We start from the raw sequence: 18,773 nt of genomic DNA, 5'->3' as shown, positions 1-18,773 counted from the left end.
AACTGTGTCGAACATCCGCCACACGCCGACCGCCCCGACCCGCGCCCAGGCACTCGCAGCCGGGGAACGCATCGACGCGCACCGGCACGACGACCACCAGATCGTCTACGCGGGCTCCGGCGTCCTCGCCGTCACCACCGACGCCGGCACCTGGTTCGCACCCCGCAACCGTGCCATCTGGGTCCCCGCGGGCACCGCGCACGCGCACCGCGCCCACGGCCACCTCGACCTGCACCTGGTCGGCCTGCCCGCCGACGACAACCCTCCCCCGGACTCCGTCCGGGGGCACCCCCATCCCGCTTCGCTCGGCCTGGACGCCCCCACCGTGCTCGCCGTCAGCCCGCTCCTGCGCGAGCTGATCCTCGCCTACACCCGCGACCCCGACGACGAAAGCCCTGAGCGCCGCCGACTGCTCGCCGTCCTGCGCGACCAGCTGCGCGCCTCGCCCCAGCAGCCCCTGCGCCTGCCCACCCCCACCGACCCCCGGCTGGCCGCGGTCTGCGCGCTCGTCCATGCCGACCCCGCCGACCCGCGCACCCTCGCCGCCCTCGGCGCCGCGACCGGAGCCGGCGAGCGCACCCTCAGCCGGCTCTTCCGCCGCGAGTTCGGCATGACCTTCCCGCAGTGGCGCACCCAGTCGCGGCTCTTCCACGCGCTGCGGCTGCTCGCCGAGGACACGCCCGTCACGACCGTCGCCCACCGCTGCGGCTGGTCCTCCGCCAGCGCCTTCATCGACGTCTTCCGCCGGTCCTTCGGGTACACACCCGGAACCCACAACCGCCGCACGGAGCAGGGCCGGTGACCGCAGGGGCGAGTGCCGGACCGCGATCTACCCTCCGGTAGCATCCGGCGGCAGATCACCCTAGGAGGATCCGTGCCCCGGTCCCAACGTTCGCCCCTGCTGCTCGCCGGCCTACTGGCCACCGCGGGCGTCGCCCACTTCGCCGCCCCACGCCAGTTCGACGCGACCGTGCCGCGCGCCCTGCCGGGCACGCCCCGGACCTGGACGTACGCCAGTGGTGTCGCCGAGCTCGCGCTGGCGGCCGGAGTGGCGCTGCCGCGTACCCGCAAGGCCGCCGCGCTGGCCACGGCGGCCTTCTTCGTCGGCGTCTTCCCCGCGAACGTGAAGATGGCCATCGACTGGCGGCACCGCCCCGCCCCGCAGAAGGCCGCCGCCATCGGTCGGCTGCCGCTGCAGATCCCCCTCGTGCTGTGGGCCCGCGGGGTCGCGAAGAGCGCGGAGGCCCAGGCATGAGCGCACAGCTGAAGGTCGGCGACAAGGTCGAGGACTTCGCGCTGCCGGACGAGACCGGCACCACCCGCAGCCTCACCGGGCTGCTCGCCGAGGGGCCGGTGGTGCTCTTCTTCTACCCCGCCGCCCTCACCCCGGGCTGTACCGCGGAGGCCTGCCACTTCCGCGATCTCGCCACCGAGTTCGCCGCCGTCGGCGCCCGGCCCGTCGGCATCAGCGGGGACGCGGTCGAACGGCAGCAGGAGTTCGCCGACCGGCACACGCTCGGCATCCCGCTGCTCTCCGACGCGGACGGGACGGTCCGGGACCGGTTCGGCGTGACGCGCGGCTTCTCGCTGGCGCCCACCAAACGGGTCACCTTCGTCATAGGGCAGGACCGCACGGTCCTGGAGATCGTCCGCAGCGAACTGCGGATGAACACCCACGCCGACCGGGCCCTCGCCGCGCTGCGCAAGTGAGCGGGCGGTCGCGCGGGGCGGCGGACGTGAGCGCCGTGACGGCGCGGGCGTAACCGTTGAGGCATCGCGGTTGATGCAGTGCGGCTCAGGACTCATCCTGGACGACATGGAGCACGTCTCCGCTGCGGCGATCATCGATGCCCACGGTGTCGTCACCGGGTGGAGCGAGGGTGCCCGGCGGCTCACGGGCCTGACATCCCAGGAGGCCCTGGGACGGCCGGTGCGGGAGCTGCTCGCCGAGCAGCCGCCGCCCGAAGCCGTGGCCGCGCTGGCCGGAACCGCCGTGGTACGTCACCGGGACGGCTCGGCCGTCGCCATGAACGTGACGGCATGCGTCCTGCTCGGCGACGACGGCGGACCGGGCGGTTACGTGATCACCACCGTGCCGCCCGACCGGGCCGGGCCCACGCTCGCCGAGCAGGCCTTCCAGCAGGCGTCCATGTCCATGTCCGTCTTCGACACCGACCAGCGCTACCTGCGGCTCAACGAGGCGGCCTGCATGGTCATGGGCGTCCCCGAGGAGATCCTGCTCGGCCGCCACTTCCCGGAGACCGTGGAGGACGGGACACACAGCCGGGGCTTCCTGTGGCATCTGCGCCAGGTCGCCGAGACGGGCAGGCCGCTGCGCTACGAGAGTTTCACCGGCGCCCCCGCCCTGAACCGGGAGCATGCCTGGACCACCGACATGTGGCCGGTGCGGGACTCCTCGGGCCGGCTGGTCGGAACCGCGCTGGCCGCGTTCGACAGCACCGAGCAGTACTGGGCGCGGCAGCGGCTGGCCCTGCTGAACGAGGCGGCGGCCACCATCGGCACCACCCTGGACCTGGTGCGCACGGCGGAGGAGCTGATCGGGGTCATGGTCCCCCGGTTCGCCGACTTCGCCAGCGTGGACCTGTTCGACTGGGTCCTGGGGGCGGAGGAGGCGCCGCTGCTGTCCGGCACCGAGATCGCGCTGCGCCGCGTCGCCCACGGCTCCGGCACCGAGGGCACCCCGGAAGCGGCCGTGCACCTGGGCGAGGTCGACTTCTACCCGCCGTTCTCGCCTCCCGCACGGGCGATCCTGGAGGGCCATGTGATCCTCAGCCAGGCAGGCGAGCCGGCGTTCATGCGCTGGGTGGCGGAACGCAACGCGCGCGCTCCGGCCGGCCGGCGCCACCGCGTCGGCGCCCACTCCATGATGGCGGCGCCGCTGCGGGCCCGCGGCACCACACTCGGCGTCGTGGTGGCCGTGCGCATCACGCAACCGGACGACTACGTCGCCGACGACGCCGTCTTCGCCGAGGAACTCGCCAGCCGGGCAGCCGTCTGCATCGACAACGCCCGCCGCTTCGCCCGCGAACGCACCACCGCGCTGGCCCTGCAGCACAACCTGCTCCCTCGGGGACTGCCCGGGCAGGCGGCCGTTGAGGTGGCCCACCGATACCGGCCCTCCGGATCGCAGGCCGGCATCGGCGGCGACTGGTTCGACGTGATCCCGTTGTCCGGCGGCCGCGTCGCCCTCGTCGTCGGCGACGTCGTCGGACACGGCATCCCGTCGTCGGCCACCATGGGCCGCCTGTGCACGGCCGTGCGCACCCTCGCCGACGTCGACCTGCCGCCCGACGAACTCCTCACCCACCTGGACGACCTGGTCATCCACCTGGCCGGGGACGACAACAGCGACGAGGTCGCCGAACTCGGCGCCACCTGCCTCTACTCCGTCTACGACCCGGTCACCCGCCACCTCACCCTGGCCGCCGCCGGCCATCCACCACCGGCGCTCGTCCTGCCCGACGGCACCACACGGGTCCTCGAGATGAGCGCCGGGCCCCCGCTCGGTGTCGGCGGGCTGCCCTTCGAGGCGCTGGAGGTGGAACTGCCCGAAGGCTCCCTGGTCGCCCTGTACACGGACGGCCTCATCGAGGACCGCGACCGCGACATCGACCACGCCACCGCCGAACTGTGCCGCGCGCTGACCGCGCCCGCCGAGACCCTCGACGCCCTGTGCGACACGGTGCTGAAGGCCGTCCTGCCGGAGGACCCCAGCGACGACGTGGCCCTGCTGCTGGCCCGCACCCGCGCCCTGGGCGCGGACCGCATCGCCACCTGGGACGTACTGCCGGACCCGGAGCACGTGGCGACCACCCGGCAGGCCGCCACCGAGCAACTGACCGCCTGGGGACTGGACGAGGCCGCCTTCGTCACCGAACTCGTCGTCAGCGAACTCGTCACCAACGCCATCCGGTACGGCGCACCCCCCATCCAGCTCCGCCTGATCCGCGACCGCACCCTCATCTGCGAGGTCTCCGACGGCAGTTCCACCTCCCCGCACCTGCGCCGGGCCCACGCCTACGACGAGGGCGGCCGCGGACTGCTGCTGGTTGCCCAGCTCACCCAGCGCTGGGGGAGCCGGCAGACCGGCAGCGGCAAGACGATCTGGGCCGAACAGCCGCTGCCGCCGGTGTGATCACCCCGACGCCGCGATCACTGGAACGGGCAGCCCGGGTTCGGCGCGTCCTGGGAGAACGGCGCGCCGTGCGGCAGCACATAGAGCACGTCGAGGACGACCGGCGTGTCCTCCAGGTTGCGGCCTATGTGTACGTTGCCGGGTCCGGCCGGCTCCTGGATGAAACTGCCCTGGGGGTAGACGCCGTCGGAGTCGCAGGTGGAGTTGAAGTGGCTGAGCGTGCCCTGCTTCGTGAACGCGTAGAGGGGGCCGTCGTGGAAGTGCCAGCCGGTGGCCTGACCGGGCGGAATGGTGACTTCCCGAAGTATGTAGTCGGTGTCGCCGACCGTCTTCTGGCTGATGATCCGGCCGGTGACGCCGGGCCCGGGCGGAGTCGCCTGGGCGGGCCCGGCGACCAGGACGGTGGCGGCGGCCACGGCGCCGGCGACAGCGGTGCGGAGCGCGGTGCGCATACGAGGAGCCTCCTGCGGCGAGAGCGGATGTCGCCGTGAACATAGAGGCAACGGACGGTAGTTGAGGCCGGAACCACATCATCCGCTGAACATTGCCACCGATCACCCCTCGACGCCGTCCGCGGCCACCTGGCCGAGCGTGCGACCGGTCCGCACCGAACGGGCCCGGTACGGGTCGGGCGTGCCGTGCCCGGGTGCCCGCCCCTTGCGGGCCTTCACCAGCAGCCACGCCTCCCGGTCACCGTCCTGCCCGTCGCGGATCCGGGTGAGCGCGTACTCGCCGTGCAGCTTCGACCCGCTCAGCCGGAACGTGGCATGACCCCGCTCGAGCGACTCGCCGAAGTCCACGGGCCGCCCCTTGCGGTCATGGCTCATCGGCTCGTACGTGCCGTTGTCCCAGACGATCACCGTGCCGCCGCCGTACTCGCCCTTCGGGATCACGCCCTCGAACTCCTCGTACTCCAGCGGATGGTCCTCGGTGGGCATGGCGAGCCGCTTGTCGTGGGGATCGTCGGAGGGCCCCTTCGGCACCGACCAGGACTTCAGTACGTCGTCCACCTGGAGCCTGAAGTCGAAGTGCAGGGTGCGGGCGTCATGGATCTGCACCACGAACCGCGGCTCCTGACCGGAGGCCGCCGCACGCCCCTCCGGTTCCCTGGTCCGCCCGAAGTCACGCTTGCCGTGGTAGTCCCGCAGCCGGTCCTTCTCGCCCATGAGCGCCTCCTTCCCGAGCGCCCCGAGTACCCTGCGGCGCGCCTGCGACGCCCGCTCAGAACTCCTCGTGCACCTCGGGATCCCCGCCACGGCGCCGTTGGGCGCGGTCCGCGATCGCCGTCATCTGGGCGGTGTCCAGTTCGAAACCGAAGACCTCGAGGTTCGCGCGCTGTCGCCGGGGATCGGCCGACTTCGGGATCGGGACGGCGCCCAGCTGGACGTGCCAGCGCAGGACGACCTGGCCGGGTGTCGCCCCGAGGGCGTCGGCGATCCCGGTCACGACAGGATCCTCCAGGAGACTGGTTCCGGGGGCCAGCGGGCTCCAGCTCTCGGTCAGGATGCCCTTGCCGGTGTGGAAGGCGCGCAGCTCCTCCTGCGGGAAGAAGGGGTGCAGCTCGATCTGGTTGACGCAGGGCAGGATCCCGGTCTCCTTCTCCAGCCGTTCGAGGTGCTCGGCCGTGAAGTTGGAGACGCCGATCGACCGGACGAGGCCGTCCTCCCGCAGCTTGATCATGGCCTTCCAGGAGTCGACGTACTTGTCGACGCGGGGGAGCGGCCAGTGGATGAGGTAGAGGTCCACGTAGTCCAGGCCGAGGCGGGCGCGGGACTCCTCGAAGGAGGCGAGGGTCTCCTCGTAGCCGTGGTGGCGGCCGGGGAGCTTGGTCGTCACGACGATCTCCTCGCGGGGCACGCCGCTGCCCGCGACGCCGCGGCCGACGCCGGTCTCGTTGCGGTAGTTCGTCGCGGTGTCCACGAGGCGGTACCCCAGTTCCAGCGCGCCGCGCACCGCCTGCTCGGCCTGCGCGTCGTCCATCGGCCAGGTGCCGAGGCCGAGGGCGGGGAGGGTCGTACCGTCGTTGAGCGAGTGGGTCGGGATGCTGATCACTGCCGGACCTTCCCTTGACTGTGTCGTGCATCCAGCGTCACGGATAGGGTGAGGATTGATCAACCGGACGGGTGGGGCATGAGGGCGGCGGACGGCATGGGCGGCACCGAGGAGAAGCACCCGACGGGATCGGGGCGACCCACGTCACGGGACGTCGCCCGACTCGCCGGGGTGTCGCACACGGCTGTCTCCTTCGTCTTCAACGGCCGCGCCGAGGGCAACCTCTCACCCGCCACCCAGGACCGCATCCGCCGCGCCGCCGCCGAACTCGGCTACCGCCCCGACCCCGTCGCCCGCGGCCTGCGCCGCCGCCGTACGGCTGTGATCGGGCTGGTCACCGACGAGATCGCCTCCTCGCCGTTCGCCGGCCGGCTGCTGCGCGGCGCCATGGAGACCGCCTGGGGCAGCGAGCACCTGGTCCTGACCATCGACTCCGGCGGCGACCCGGCCAAGGAGGACGCGGCCGTCGCCGAACTCCTCGACCGACGCGTGGACGGCATCATCTACGCCGCCATGTCGCTGCGCCGGGTCCGCGTCCCCGAGGGCCTGCACCGCACCCACTCCCTCCTCGCCAACTGCCTGCCGGAGGACGACTCGCTGCCCGCCGTCATCCCCGCCGAGCGCGCGGGCGGCCGTACGGCCGCCCGGCTGCTGCTGGACGAGGGGCACCGCAGGGTCGCCATGGTGGGCGGCCAGGACGACCTCGCCTCCGTCGACCGCCTGCGCGGCTTCCGCGACGCCCTGCGCGCCGAAGGAATCACGGTCCCCAAGGAGTGGGTCGTGCGCACCGGGGGCGAGATCAGCGGAGGATACGAGGGCGCGATGCGCGTCCTCGACGGCGTCCCCGCCGACCGACGCCCCACCGGCCTGTTCTGCTACAACGACCGGGTCGCGGCGGGCGCCCTGCACGCCGCGACCCGGCTCGGCATCACCGTCCCCGGCGAGCTGTCGGTGGTCGGCTACGACGACCAGGAGCACATGGCCGAGTTCCTCACCCCGCCCCTGACCACCGTCGCGCTGCCCCACCGGGCGATGGGTGAGGTCGCCGCCCGGCTGCTCCTCGACGCCATCGACACGGGCCGGACGCCGCCCGCGACGGTACGGCGCCTGGCCTGTCCGGTGATCAGTCGTGCGTCGGTGGGAGCAGCTCCCAGCCGGTGACCGTGGCTGCGGAGCCGGTGACGAGGAGCTTGGGCACGTCGTCGGGTCGCGGGTAGATCCGTTCGTTGCCTCGCCCCTCACCACGGTCGCGCTGCCCACCGGGCGATGGGTGAGGTCGCCGCCCGGCTGCTCCTCGACGCCATCGACACGGGCCGGACGCCGCCCGCGACGGTACGGCGCCTGGCCTGCCCGGTGATCAGTCGTGCGTCGGTGGGAGCAGCTCCCAGCCGGTGACCGTGGCTGCGGAGCCGGTGACGAGGAGTTCGGGCACGTCGTCCGGGCGCCGGTAGACCCGCTCGGTGACCGTGGCCCGGTCGCCGACGTACAGCTCGAGCAGCGAGCCGTCGACGAGGATCCGCACCTCACCGGCCGGCGCCCGCACCACGATCGGGGCCGATCCGTCGGGCCGTGCGCGCGGCCAGTCCCCGCGGTCGAGGGTCACCGTGCCCTCGTCCGGGTCCAGCACGACCGTCACCTCCGCGCCCGAGGCGGACCGCAGCAGGCTCACGGTGGTGCGGCCGGATGCGGTGACGGTCAGGTCGTACGCCTCCGGGAGCGCGGTACGGCGTCCGGGTGCCGTGACGAACGGCTCGGCCGCACGCAGCAGTTCGAGCTCCGGTGCCGGTACGACACGCAGGGCGCCGTCGGGATGGACGTCCACCACCCGAGGCGCCGTCAAAACCCCGGCCCAGCCCGCGTGGTCGACCTCGCCCTGCTCGCGGGCCTCCCACGACCAGCCCCACATCAACGCCCGGCCCGGCTCCTGGAGCACGGCGGGTGCGTAGAAGTCACGCCCGTGGTCGAGCCGCCCGCCGGTGCGGGCCTCGAAGCGCAACTCGCCGTCACCGTACGGCTGGAGACGGCCCGTCAGATAGCCGGTGGAGCACGGCTCGCCGTCCCACAGCGACACCACCAGCACCCACTCCCCGCCCGCCGTCGAGTACAGCTGCGGGCACTCCCAGCCGACCGCCTTGTCGCCGAACGCGTCCATCGCGACCGGGTCGTTGCCGTCGAGCAGCACCCCGGCGAACCGCCAGTCGGTCAGGTCGTCACAGTCGTACAGCAGAACCGACGCGGTTCCGTCGGCGTGTCCCGCGCCGACCAGTGCCCACCGTCGGCCACCGCTCCTGAACACGAACGGGTCGCGGAACATCACCACGTCCAGGTCGGCGGGTGGGCCGGTGACGACGGGTGTGGGCAGGGGCCGCCAGTCGGTCAGCGTCTCGTCCTCCGGCACCAGCGCCCGCGCCAGACAGATCGAGCCGAGGCCGGTGTGCTGCCGGTCGACGCCCGTGTACACGGCCGTCGGCATGCCGTTGTCGTCGACCACGCAGCCCGACCAGCAGCCCGCCTCGTCCGGGCCGCCCGGCGTCGGGGTGAGCGCGATCGGATGGTGCTCCCAGTGGACGAGGTCGTGGCTGGAGACATGCCCCCAGTGGACGTTCGCGTGCACCGGGGCGTCGGGGTTGTGCTGGTAGAAGAGGTGGTACCGGTCCCGCCAACGGAAGGGCCCGTTCGGGTCGTTGATCCAGTTGGCGGGGGGACGGACCCGAAAGCGCGGGGCGCTGGGGTCCGTGGACTGAGCGGTGAGGCTCAACGGTTGACTCCTGCGGACGTGATGCCCTCACGCAGAGGGCGCTGGCCGACGACGAACACGGCGACGGCGGGGATCATGGAGAGGACGACACCGGCGAGCACCACCGAGATGGAGCCGGTGCCCAGGTTGCCCTGGAGGGAGACGAGGCCGAGCGGCAGCGTGTAGTTCTGGCCGGAGGTCTCGAGGATCAGTGGGCGGAAGAACTCGTTCCAGTGGTAGTTGAAAGCCAGCACGCCCACGATCGCCAGACCGGGCGCGGCCAGCGGGGCGTACACGGACCGGAAGATCCGCCAGGGCCCGCAGCCGTCCAGCATCGCCGCCTCGCCCAGGTCCTTCGGCATGCCCAGGAAGTACTGGCGCATCAGGAACGTCCCGAAGGCGGTCGGGAAGGCCGGGATGATCAGGCCCAGCAGCGTGTCGGTCAGGCCCATCGACTTCAGCACCAGGAACACCGGCACGATGGTGACCTGCAACGGCACCATCATCGTCGCCAGGACCAGCCCGAACAGCGGCTTCTTGAACCGGAATTCCAGGCGCGCGAAGGCGTACCCCGCCAGCCCGGCCGTGATCATCTGGCCCACCGCGATCAGCGCGGTCACCAGCGTCGAGTTCAGGGCGAGCAGCCAGACGTCGATCTGGTCGAAGACCCCGCGGTACGCCTCCGTCGACGGGTTCGTCGGGATGATGCTCGGCGGCAGGTCGAAGGCCTCGGCGGGGGTGCGCAGCGAGGTGGAGACGGTCCAGATGACCGGGCCCAGGGTCAGCAGCGCGCACACGGCCAGCGCGGCGATCCGGGCCCATGGCGCGAGGGAGTGCCGGGTGCGGCTCAGGGACAGGGTTGCTTGGCTCAAGGGACTCACCCGGCTCACTGGTAGTGGACGAAACGCCGGCTGAGCCGGAACTGGAGGGCGGTCACCGCCATGATCAGCACGAACAGCAGCACACCGACGGCCGAGGCCTCGCCGAAGCGCAGCTGCTCGAAGGCGCTCTCGTAGATGACCATCACCACGGTCCGGGTGGCGTCACCGGGACCGCCGTTGGTGAGGACGTACGGCTGCTCGAAGACCTGCAGCGCGTTGATGATGCCGACCACCGAGGCGACCAGCAGCGTGGGCGACAGCAGGGGGAGCGTAATGCCGATGTGCTTGCGCAGGCCGGTCGCGCCGTCGAGGGAGGCGGCCTCGTGGACCTCCTTGGGGATGTTGTTCAGACCCCCGACGAACAGCAGGAACGAGAACCCGAACTGCTGCCACACATAGACCAGGATCACCGTCGCCATCGCCGCGTTCTCGGACGTCAGCCACGGCACCGGCGCGACCCCGACCAGCCCGAGCAGCCAGTTCACGACCCCGAAATCCTGGTTGAACAGGTACTTCATCACCACCGAGATCGACGCGGCGGACAGCACCAGCGGGAAGAAGAACGCCGACCGGAACACCGAGCGCAGCCACACCGGCATCCGCCCGTTCACCGCCAGCGCCAGCACCAGGGCGATCAGCAGCTGCAGCGCGACCGCGAACACCATGAACACCAGCGTGTTGCCGAAGGAGACCAGCACCGTCGAATCGGTGAAGACCTCCCGGTAGTTGGCGGCTCCGGCGAAGCTCGGGTCGTCGATCACGTTCCAGTGGAACAGGCTCAGCACCACCGAGCCGACGATCGGCACGACCGTGAAGACGACGATGCCGACGATCGTGGGCGCCAGGAACAGCGTGGCCAGCAGCCGGGTGCCACGGTCGCGGGTGGAGGGCCGGGGCGCGGGGGCCGGTTGTGCGGCCGGCTGCTTGGGCCGTACGGCAGGTATCTGGGTGTTCGTCATACGTCACGCTCCATGGCCTTCTCCAGGTCGCTCTGCATCCGGCGCAACGCGGGAGCCACCGAGCGCCGCGAGGCCAGGGCGGTACCGGTGTGCTTGAGCAGCACCTGCTCGACCTCGGCGACCTGCGGCGGCGCGGGGATCGGCCCGGTGTCGGGGAACTTGTCGAGGGTGTCGTAGAAGACCTGCCAGTGGTTCGGGCCGGTCTCGCGGTAGCGCTCGGCGGTCAGCATCGAGCGGCGCGCCGGGGTGGTCTGGTTGGTCTCGAACAGCCGCATCAGGGTGTCGCGGCGGGCGGCGTACTTGATGAACTCCCAGGCCTCCTCCTGCCGCTTGGAGGTGCGCAGCAGCGCGTAGCCGGCGGCGCCGTACTGCATGCGCTGGGTGCGCCAGCGCGGGAAGTACTGCACGTCGAAGGAGTCCGCCTTCATCCCGGCCAGATGCAGACCGCCCGCCCAGAAGCCGCCCGCGGGAGTGACACCGACCCGGCCGGTGGAGAACACGCCGATGAGGTTCTGGCCGTTGCCGCCCTCGGGCCGGCTGCACAGGCCCTCCTGGACGAGGGAGGCGAGGTAGTCGTACGCCTCCTCCACACGCGCGTCGGTGGCCTGCGGGGTCGTCCACCGGAAACCGCCCCCGCGCCCCTGCCGCTGGGCGGCCGGATAGAAGGAGTCCCACAGCCAGGCCCCGCCGGGCGCCTTGGACTCCGCGAGCAGGTTGGTGTCGTTGGCGAACAGCCACGGCACCACGCCGCCCCACAGTCGGTTGGTCCAGAAGTACGGCGTGAACTGGGAACCGCTGGAGCTCTTCATGTCCCGCAGCAGCGCGGTGAAGTCGTCGCGGGTCCAGTCGGCCGCCGGGAAGTCCGCTCCCGCCCGCTTCAGCACCTGGTTGTTGAAATACATGTCGGCCGCGTTGAACTCGACCGGCAGCTGGTAGAGGCTCCCCTCGTACATCATCGACTCCACCAGCGAGGGATGGACGTCGGCGAAGTACTCGCGCAGCTCCTCGGCGTCCCGCTTCACCCAGTCGTCCAGCGGGACGCCGAGGCGCTGCGCGAACAGCTGGACGCCCTCGGTGGCGACATATACGAGGTCGGGAGCGGTGCCCGCAGCGATCTGGGTGAGGATCTTCGCGAAGAAGTCCGACCAGTCGACGGCCTGCACGGCGTTGATGCGGAGCTTGATGTCGGGGTGGACCTGCTTGAAGCCCTCGGTGAGCGTGCGGATGGCCTCCGGGCCGTATGCGGGGCCGAGGGTGGCGACGACGAGCGAGCCGTCGTCCCGGCCGGGTATGTCGGCTCCGGTGAGCCGGTCCCAGCTCGCGGCGGTACCGGCCAGCGCGGCGGCTCCCGCGCCGTAGGCGCCGTACCGCAGCAGCGTGCGGCGGGTGAGGTGCGCGTCGGTCATCTAACGGGCCTAACTCGTGTTAGTCGAGTAGTGATGCCCCAGATGATGTGAAGGGTGTTACGTCCCTGTCAATAGTCGTGAAGCACTTGACCTTTAACGAGTTAGGTCGCAAAGTCCTGCTCCACGAGCCACAGTCCTGACGACGGCGTCGGGGAAGGAGCCGCACCATGCGTGGCGCATTTGGTATGCCCGGAATATCCAGGAGGTCGCTCTTCATCGCCTCGGCCGTGGGCGCGGCCGGCGCAGTGCTGCCGGCCGGTCCGAGACCCGCCGTGGCGGCGTCCGCGACGGCCGCCGCCTGCACCGGCAGCTACCGCGCCGAGTACCACTTGACGGTCCCCGACCAGTGGATGAACGACCCGCAGCGGCCGGTGTGGATCGACGGTGAGTACCACTACTACTACCTCTACAACCCCGACTACTCGACGGGCGGCACGACCGCCGGCACGACCTGGCGCCTGGCGACCAGCACCGACCTGGTCTCCTTCACCGACCGCGGGATCGCCGTGCCGAAGGACACCACACCCAACGGCGACGTCTGGTCCGGCTCGGCGGTGGTCGACACCGACAACACGGCGGGCTTCGGCGCGGGCGCGGTGATCGTCCTCGCCACCATGGCGCCCGGCGACGTCACCCAGGCGCAGTACCTGTACTACTCGACCGACGGCGGCCGTACGTTCACCAACCACGGCACCGCCCCGGTCCTGCCCAACCCCGGCGTCCGGGACTTCCGCGACCCCAAGGTCATCCGCGACGAGGAGCGCGGGCGCTGGGTGATGGCCCTCGCCGAGAACGACAAGGTGGGCTTCTACCACTCCGCCGACCTCAAGTCGTGGACGTACGTCGGAGGCTTCATCAAGGGCGGCATCGGCGTCCTGGAGTGCCCGGACCTGTTCCGCATCCGGGCGGCGGACGGCACCTGGAAGTGGGTGCTGGGCGTGAGCGCCAACGGGAAGGGATCCGGGCTGCCGAGCACGTACGCCTACTGGACGGGATCCTTCGACGGCACCACCTTCACGCCCGACCTGAGCGACCCGCAGTGGCTCGACCACGGCTGGGACTGGTACGCCGCCGTCACCTTCGAGAAGCGGGACGCCGGCGGCACGCTCGACCCGGCGGCACGGTACGCGATCGGCTGGATGAACCACTGGGACTACGCCAACACCACACCCACCATCGAGTGCGACGGCTTCAACGGCACCGACTCGATCGTCCGCGAGGTCACCCTGAAGCGGGCCACGGACGGCACGTACTACCTGGCCTCCCAGCCGGTCGCAGGCCTCGACGGCCACGTCTCCCGCACGGTCGACCTCGGCGACCTGGAGGTGAACGGGAGTCTGCTGCTCGATTACACCGGCACCGCCTACGAGCTGACCACCGAGATCAGCTGGGACCGACTGACCGGTGCCGGGCTCCAGTTGCGGCGCTCCTCGGACGGCGGACGTCACATCGACGCCGGGATCTACGGCACCTACGCGTTCGTCAACCGCGGGTACACCGTGAGCCCCGACTCCTCCGGACGGTGGCAGGAGAGCCGGAGCCCCTTCGCCCCGTCCGCGGGCACGGTGCGACTGCGCATCCTGATCGACCGTACGTCCATCGAGATGTTCGTGGACGACGGCCGGTACGTGCACTCCACCGAGGTCTTCCCGGACCCGGCCGACACCGGGCTCGCCCTGTTCACCATCGACGGCACGGCGGTGTTCCGGAACACGGTGATACGGGAGTTCGCCGTGGGTGAGTAGGGTCGACGGCATGCAGGACCTGCGTGTGGTGCTCATCGGAGGCACGTCCCACACCGGCAAGTCGACCGTGGCCCGGGCCGTCGCCGAGCGACTCGGGTTCGACTGCCGCTCGACGGACAAGCTCGCCCGGCATCCGGGGCGGCCCTGGCGGACGGCGGAGTGGGTGCCACCACCGCATGTCGCCGAGCACTACGCCGGCCTCGACGTCGACGAGCTGATCCGCTCGGTGCTCGACCACTACGCGCGCCTGTGGCCGCGCATCGAGGAACTGGTCACGGACCGTGCGACCGGGCACGGACCGGGCCTGGTGCTGGAGGGCTCCGCGCTCTGGCCCGCTCGCGTGGCCCGGTTGACCGTGCCGTACGCACGGGCCGTATGGCTCACGGCGCACGGCACGGTACTGCGCGGGCGGATGCGGGCGTCGGCCCGCTACGACGAACTGGCCGACCAGGAGCGGTACTTGGTGGACAAGTTCCTCGCCCGCACCGAGCACTACCAGGAGCTGATGGCGCAAACCGTCGACCGGTATGGCCTGGTGCGGATCGACACGGGAGGGCGCTCGGCGGCCGAGGTGGCGGAGCGGGTCCTGGCGGCCGTCGACGCGCGAGCCGCGTAGGCGAAGGGCTGACGAAGGGCTGGGTGAAGGACTGGGAGAAGGGCCCTGTCGCCGGCTCCGCGAAACACTGTCACGATCTTCGGGGAACCGGCTCGGACCGGAGCCGGTGCGGACTCACCTACGGAGCGCGCATGACGACGGACAGGGCCACTGCGGACGGGACGGAGCAGGTCGCGGGGATCGAGGTGAATCCGGTCGCCGGACACATCGGGGCGGAGATCACGGGCGTCGACCTGGCCGGAGCGCTCGACGACGCCGTGGTCGCCGCGATCCGGGCGGCGGTGCTGCGCTGGAAGGTGGTGTTCTTCCGTGGGCAGCGGCTGGACCACGCCGGGCATGTGGCGTTCGCGCGCCGCTTCGGCGAACCGGTCGTCCTGCGCAAGCGGGGGAGTGCCTCCCCGGCGGACTTCCCCGAGGTGGAGACGACCGCCGACCGGCTGGAGCTGGGCGGGAAGTTCGGCATGGAGCACGACGAATGGCTGCAACGCCGACGCCACACCCTGCTGCGCGGCTGGCACTGCGACCACGGTGCCCGCGTCGACCCGCCCGCCGCGACGATCCTGCGCGCCGAGACCGTACCGCCGTACGGCGGCGACACCACCTGGTCGAACCTGGCTGCCGCGTACGCCGGACTCTCGGGCCCGGTACGGGAGTTCGTGGACGGCCTGCGAGTCGAGCACCGCCTCGGCGTCGGCTACCAGCCGCGGCCCGGCGACGACGCGTACGTCCGCCATCTGCTGGACCATCAGACGGCCTCGCTGCATCCGCTGGTGCGCGTCCACCCGGAGACGGGGGAGCGGGTGCTGTACGTCAACGGCTACTACGTCGAGCAGATCGCCGACATCTCGCGGGCCGAGAGCCGGGCGATCCTCGACATGCTGCTGGAGCAGGCGGTACGGCCCGAGTACACGGTCCGCTTCCGCTGGGAACCCGGCAGCGTGGCCTTCTGGGACAACCGGGCCACCATCCACCTCGCCCCCAGCGACAACGCCCACCTCGACTTCCCCCGGACCATGCACCGGGTGATGCTCGCCGGTGACGTGCCGGTCGGGGTGGACGGCAAACCGTCGGAACCGATCATCGGGACCGCACCGGGGCGCTGGTAGCCGCCGTCGGCGCGGTCACCGGCGCGGTCACCGGTCAGTTCACCGTACTCAGCGGGCGAGCAGTTCCCGTAGAGCCTTCGCGATGTCGTCGGGCGCCTCCTCGGCCATGAAGTGGCCGCAGGTGACCGTGGTGTGCCGCAGGTCGGCCGCCCAGTCACGCCACAACGCCGCCGCGTCGAAGCCGAGGGCCGCGCCCCAGTCCTGCTGGAGCACGCTCACCGGCATCCGCAGCCGGTTTCCAGCAGCCCGGTCGGCCCGGTCGTGCTCGATGTCGACGCCGGCGGAGGCCCGGTAGTCGGCGACGATCGACGGCACCGCCGCACGGCACGCCGACAGGTAGGCGGCGCGGATCTCGGCCGGTACGGCCTCCGGGTCGGTCGTCCAGATGTCGAGGAAGTGGCCGAAGAACGCGTCCGGGGCTGCGCTGATCATGCGCTCGGGCAGGCCGGGCGGCTGGGCCATCAGGTAGAGGTGGAAGCCGACGGCGGCGCTGACGCCGCGCATCACCTCCCACATGTCCAGGGTCGGCAGGACGTCGAGACACGCCAGGTGGGTGACCGTGTCGGGATGGTCGAGCGCGGCACGGAAGGCCACCAGGGCGCCACGGTCGTGCCCGGCCAACGCGAAGCGCTCGTGACCGAGTTCGCGGGCCAGGGCCACGATGTCCGCGGCCATCGTGCGCTTGGCGTAGCCGGTGCCGTCGCTCTCCGCGGGTTTGTCGCTGGCGCCGTAGCCGCGCAGGTCGGGGCAGATCACGGTGTGGTCGGCGGCGAGGTCCGCGGCCACATGGCGCCACATCAGGTGGGTCTGTGGGAAACCGTGCAGCAGGACGACGGGCGTACCGGAGCCGCCGACGGCCGTGTGCAGGGACACCCCGTCGGCGACCGGGACGCGGTGATGATCGAAGCCGGCGATGACAGGTACAGGTGTCACGGCTGCGCTCCTTTCGATGCGATGGGGGAGGATTCCCCTCGGGAAGATCGGGTTCCTCGATCCTCTCGGCGGCGGATGAGCAGGCGATGAGCAGCAACTTGCAGGCGCCGAGCAGCGGCATGGCGGCGACCCGGGGTGGTGGACGGCGATGGAAGGCGTGGGCCCTGCCTTCGGCGTACTCGGGCCGGTGACCGCCTGGGACGGATTCGGGAACTCGATCGGCCTGAAAGGGCCGAGACACTGCTCGGTCCTGGCCCGGCTGATCGTCGCCCGCGGCCGAGTCGTTCCGGTCTCCCGCCCGGTCGAGGACCTGTGGGCGGACGACCCGCCCGCCGGCGCCGTGGGTGCCGTACGCACCTTCGTCGCCGCGCTGCGCCGGGTCCTCGAACCCGAACGCCCGCCCCGTAGCCCGGCCCGGCTGCTCGTCACCGACGGCCCGGGCTACGCCCTGCGCGCCGGGACGGACGCCGTCGACGCCTGGCGCTTCGAGCAGACGGTCGCCGCCGCCGCGACGCTGCCGACCGAGGATGCGACCGCACGGCTGGAGGAGGCGCTCGGCTGGTGGCGCGGGCCCGCCTATGCGGAGTTCGCCGACCAGCCGTGGGCCCGCGCCGAGAGCCGCCGCCTGGCCGAGCTGCGTCTGCACGCCGTGGAACTGCGCGCCGAGACGCTGCTGGCCCTCGGCCAGGCCGACCGGGCGGCCGCGGACCTTCGGGCGCACTCGGCCGAGCACCCCTGGCGGGAGAATGCCTGGCGCCTGCTGGCCCTGGCCTTGTATCGCACGGGCCGGCAGGCCGACGCGCTGGACGTGCTGCGCAGGGCCCGCGCGCTGCTGGCCGAGCAGCTGGGCATCGACCCGGGCCCCGCCCTGCGCTCCCTGGAGGCGGACATCCTGCACCAGGCCGACCACCTCGGCCAGGCGCTCGACCATCCCGCCGGCCGGGTCTGGGAGCAGGTCACCGCCACCTACGACCGCACCGTCGCCCCCGACGCCCGGGCCCGCCTGGAGTCCACGACCGGCCTGCTGCGCAACCTCGCCGTCACCGGAGGCAGCGGACTGCCGGCCGCCCGAGAGCACCGGGTCGCGGCGATCGCGGCCGCCGAGGAACTGGGCGACCCCGAACTGACCGCCCGGGTGATCGGCGCCTACGACGTCCCCGCCATCTGGACCCGCCTCGACGACCCCGAACAGACCGCACGCGTGGTCGCGGCCGCCGAGCGCACCCTCACCGCCCTGCCCGCCGAAGGCCATGAACCGGCCAAGGCCCGCCTGCTCGCCACGATCGCCCTGGAGTCGCGCGGCACCCCGCTCGCCCGTGGCCCGCAGGCCGCCCGCCAGGCCGAGGAGATCGCCCGCCGGCTGGACGATCCGGCGCTGCTGGCGTTCGCCCTCAACGCAGCCTTCATGCAGTGCTTCGACCGCACCGGGCTGGCGCCCCGCCGGGACGAGATCGGTGCCGAACTGGTCGCGCTCTCCGCCCGGCACGGCCTGGCCACGTTCGAGATCCTCGGCCACCTCGTCCGGCTGCAGGCCCGCAGCGCGCTGGGGGACTTCACCGCCGCCGACCGCCATGCGGCCGCCGCGGACGCGCTGGCCGTACGTCACGAGGCGCCGCTGGTGGGTGTGTTCACCGGGTGGTACGCCGCACTGCGGCTGGACGCCACCGGCCGGGCACCGGCGGCGGAAGTGGAGGCGGCCTACCGGGGCTCGGCCACCCTGCTGGACGGCGCGGGCATGCCGGGCCTCGCCGACGGCCTGCTGCCGCTCGCGCTGCTGTGCCTGCGCGTGCGGCACGCCCTGCCCCTCCGCTTCGACCCACACACGGACTGGGGCCCCTACGCCCCTTGGGCGCGCCCCCTGCTCCTCCTCGACCAGGACCACCGCCCCGAGGCAGCCGAGGCCCTCCGCGCGACGCCCGACCCACCCCGCGACCTCCTCCAGGAAGCCCTGTGGTGCCTCACCGCCCGAGCGGCGCTGACCCTCGGCGACCGGCACACCATGGAGCGCGCCCACACCGCCCTCACCCCGGCGACGCACGAACTGGCAGGCGCGGGCAGCGGCCTGCTCACGCTGGGTCCTGTCTCGGGACACCTGGCCGACCTGGCCGACGCCCTCGGTCGCACACGTGAACGGTTTGACGAAACTCGTCGTCGTACAGGTGAATGATCGACAACGCTCCTG

17 protein-coding genes and 1 pseudogene are annotated in these 18,773 nt (G+C 71.9%); 10 read left to right on the top strand and 8 right to left on the bottom strand.

Translation table 11 applies throughout. From position 1 onward, the window contains the following. Positions 1–4: 4 nt before the first annotated feature. The 4 genes from EHO50_RS10175 (at position 5) to EHO50_RS10160 (ending at position 4,156) form a co-directional block, all read left to right on the top strand. On the top strand, positions 5–802 hold the full coding sequence (locus EHO50_RS10175; protein ID WP_128429560.1) for an AraC family transcriptional regulator: 798 nt from the start codon (positions 5–7) through the stop codon (positions 800–802). Between the two features lie 72 nt (positions 803–874). Then, a complete protein-coding gene (locus EHO50_RS10170; RefSeq protein ID WP_128429559.1) occupies positions 875–1,255 on the top strand; it encodes a DoxX family protein in 381 nt (126 codons plus the stop codon). Continuing rightward, positions 1,252–1,710, top strand: a complete 459-nt coding sequence (locus EHO50_RS10165; protein WP_128429558.1) for a peroxiredoxin — start codon at positions 1,252–1,254, stop codon at positions 1,708–1,710. The genes EHO50_RS10170 and EHO50_RS10165 overlap by 4 nt, the downstream gene beginning before the upstream one ends. A 106-nt stretch (positions 1,711–1,816) precedes the next feature. Beyond that, the gene (locus tag EHO50_RS10160; protein WP_128429557.1) at positions 1,817–4,156 is read left to right on the top strand and encodes an ATP-binding SpoIIE family protein phosphatase; all 2,340 of its coding nucleotides are present in this window, start codon (positions 1,817–1,819) and stop codon (positions 4,154–4,156) included. Positions 4,157–4,173: 17 nt separating this feature from the next. On the opposite strand, the gene EHO50_RS10155 is transcribed toward EHO50_RS10160, so the two are convergent. The 3 genes from EHO50_RS10155 to EHO50_RS10145 all read right to left on the bottom strand — a co-directional run bounded on the left by EHO50_RS10155 (position 4,174) and on the right by EHO50_RS10145 (position 6,208). Further along, positions 4,174–4,608: a cupin domain-containing protein gene (locus EHO50_RS10155; protein WP_128429556.1), complete on the bottom strand. Its 435-nt coding sequence runs from the start codon at positions 4,606–4,608 to the stop codon at positions 4,174–4,176. A gap of 102 nt (positions 4,609–4,710) precedes the next feature. Further along, positions 4,711–5,322, bottom strand: a complete 612-nt coding sequence (locus EHO50_RS10150; RefSeq protein WP_128429555.1) for a DNA polymerase ligase N-terminal domain-containing protein — start codon at positions 5,320–5,322, stop codon at positions 4,711–4,713. 55 nt (positions 5,323–5,377) lie between these two features. Further along, positions 5,378–6,208, bottom strand: a complete 831-nt coding sequence (locus EHO50_RS10145) for an aldo/keto reductase (RefSeq protein ID WP_128429554.1) — start codon at positions 6,206–6,208, stop codon at positions 5,378–5,380. A gap of 96 nt (positions 6,209–6,304) precedes the next feature. Between EHO50_RS10145 and EHO50_RS10140 the strand changes: the two genes are divergently transcribed. Together EHO50_RS10140 and EHO50_RS44910 are read left to right on the top strand one after the other, a co-directional pair. Beyond that, positions 6,305–7,369 (top strand): LacI family DNA-binding transcriptional regulator, encoded by a 1,065-nt coding sequence (locus tag EHO50_RS10140; protein ID WP_128430639.1) that lies wholly within the window; start codon positions 6,305–6,307, stop codon positions 7,367–7,369. A 61-nt stretch (positions 7,370–7,430) separates the two neighbouring features. Then, positions 7,431–7,603: pseudogene (locus EHO50_RS44910) on the top strand (substrate-binding domain-containing protein); the annotation flags it as partial. Here the strand turns inward: EHO50_RS44910 and EHO50_RS10130 are convergent. Genes EHO50_RS10130 through EHO50_RS10115 form a run of 4 tightly spaced genes read right to left on the bottom strand, consistent with a single transcriptional unit; the run spans position 7,566 to position 12,191 of the window. Continuing rightward, entirely contained in the window at positions 7,566–8,966 is a 1,401-nt protein-coding gene (locus EHO50_RS10130; RefSeq protein WP_128429553.1) for a glycoside hydrolase family 32 protein, read from the bottom strand. The pseudogene EHO50_RS44910 and the gene EHO50_RS10130 sit on opposite strands and share 38 nt — an antisense overlap. Next, positions 8,963–9,817 carry a carbohydrate ABC transporter permease gene (locus EHO50_RS10125; RefSeq protein ID WP_128429552.1) on the bottom strand — a complete coding sequence of 285 codons (855 nt, stop codon included), beginning with the start codon at positions 9,815–9,817 and terminating at the stop codon, positions 8,963–8,965. Before EHO50_RS10125 ends, EHO50_RS10130 begins: the two co-directional genes overlap by 4 nt. Positions 9,818–9,831: 14 nt before the next feature. Then, complete coding sequence (locus EHO50_RS10120; RefSeq protein WP_128429551.1) at positions 9,832–10,785, bottom strand: carbohydrate ABC transporter permease; 954 nt, start codon at positions 10,783–10,785, stop codon at positions 9,832–9,834. After that, complete coding sequence (locus EHO50_RS10115; protein ID WP_128429550.1) at positions 10,782–12,191, bottom strand: extracellular solute-binding protein; 1,410 nt, start codon at positions 12,189–12,191, stop codon at positions 10,782–10,784. The genes EHO50_RS10120 and EHO50_RS10115 overlap by 4 nt, the downstream gene beginning before the upstream one ends. Positions 12,192–12,376: 185 nt before the next feature. Here EHO50_RS10115 and EHO50_RS10110 point away from each other — a divergent pair, with 185 nt between their 5' ends. The 3 genes from EHO50_RS10110 (at position 12,377) to EHO50_RS10100 (ending at position 15,658) form a co-directional block, all read left to right on the top strand. Next, on the top strand, positions 12,377–13,936 hold the full coding sequence (locus EHO50_RS10110; protein WP_128430638.1) for a glycoside hydrolase family 32 protein: 1,560 nt from the start codon (positions 12,377–12,379) through the stop codon (positions 13,934–13,936). 10 nt (positions 13,937–13,946) lie between these two features. Then, entirely contained in the window at positions 13,947–14,552 is a 606-nt protein-coding gene (locus tag EHO50_RS10105; protein WP_128429549.1) for a nucleoside/nucleotide kinase family protein, read from the top strand. Between the two features lie 131 nt (positions 14,553–14,683). Continuing rightward, entirely contained in the window at positions 14,684–15,658 is a 975-nt protein-coding gene (locus EHO50_RS10100) for a TauD/TfdA dioxygenase family protein (RefSeq protein WP_128429548.1), read from the top strand. A 48-nt stretch (positions 15,659–15,706) separates the two neighbouring features. Here EHO50_RS10100 and EHO50_RS10095 read toward each other — a convergent pair whose 3' ends face one another. After that, positions 15,707–16,591 carry an alpha/beta fold hydrolase gene (locus EHO50_RS10095; RefSeq protein WP_128429547.1) on the bottom strand — a complete coding sequence of 295 codons (885 nt, stop codon included), beginning with the start codon at positions 16,589–16,591 and terminating at the stop codon, positions 15,707–15,709. 148 nt (positions 16,592–16,739) lie between these two features. Between EHO50_RS10095 and EHO50_RS10090 the strand changes: the two genes are divergently transcribed. Then, entirely contained in the window at positions 16,740–18,758 is a 2,019-nt protein-coding gene (locus EHO50_RS10090) for an AfsR/SARP family transcriptional regulator (protein ID WP_425472151.1), read from the top strand. Positions 18,759–18,773: the final 15 nt, after the last annotated feature.

The organism is Streptomyces cyaneus (genome assembly GCF_004028635.1).
Classification (GTDB): Bacteria; Actinomycetota; Actinomycetes; order Streptomycetales; family Streptomycetaceae; genus Streptomyces; species Streptomyces cyaneus.
Note: the sequence above shows the minus strand (reverse complement) of the source record. Positions and strands in the feature narration are given on the sequence as shown.